The 549-nt window shown below is 35.9% G+C and carries 1 protein-coding gene and 1 pseudogene; both read left to right on the top strand.

Translation table 11 applies throughout. The features are described 5' to 3' along the window. Positions 1–103 precede the first annotated feature (103 nt). Complete coding sequence (locus AC1M9L_RS14770) at positions 104–418, top strand: ArsR/SmtB family transcription factor (protein ID WP_481592555.1); 315 nt, start codon at positions 104–106, stop codon at positions 416–418. 4 nt (positions 419–422) lie between these two features. Continuing rightward, positions 423–549, top strand: a pseudogene (locus AC1M9L_RS14775) (arsenical-resistance protein); the annotation flags it as partial.

Consider the following 549-nt stretch of genomic DNA (forward strand, 5'->3'; position numbering starts at 1 on the left):
GATCTTAACTTTCGATGACATTGGATTAACTCAGAACTTAATAATATTGCATTTATATATGGATATGCGTATATTCGCAATAGCATATATTGGAGTGTAGATGATGGATCAAGCAGATTTCTTTAAATGCCTATCTGACCCGACACGTTTGGATATTTTAAAAATTATTTTAGAAAGAAAGAATGTATGTGTTTGTGAAATCACAGAGATCTTACAACTGAGCCAACCCAAAATTTCTCGTCACTTGGCTTTACTCCGTAACCTCTCAATTTTGCTAGATGAGCGCAAGGGACAATGGGTGTATTACCGATTAAATCCTGATTTACCAGAATGGGTAAATGCAGTGCTCAATGTCTTAAATGATGAAATACTGAATAAACCTGCAAGCAACTTATCTATCTCTATGCAATGCGAGTAATTCAATGTCCGGATCAAAGCTCTCATTCTTAGATCGAAATCTAACGCTATGGATTTTCATTGCCATGGCATTAGGAGTAGGTATTGGTGTATTTTTTCCTCAAGCATCTGTGGTACTCGATCAATTAAGCA

It is taken from the genome of Acinetobacter sp. ANC_7511 (genome assembly GCF_056779975.1).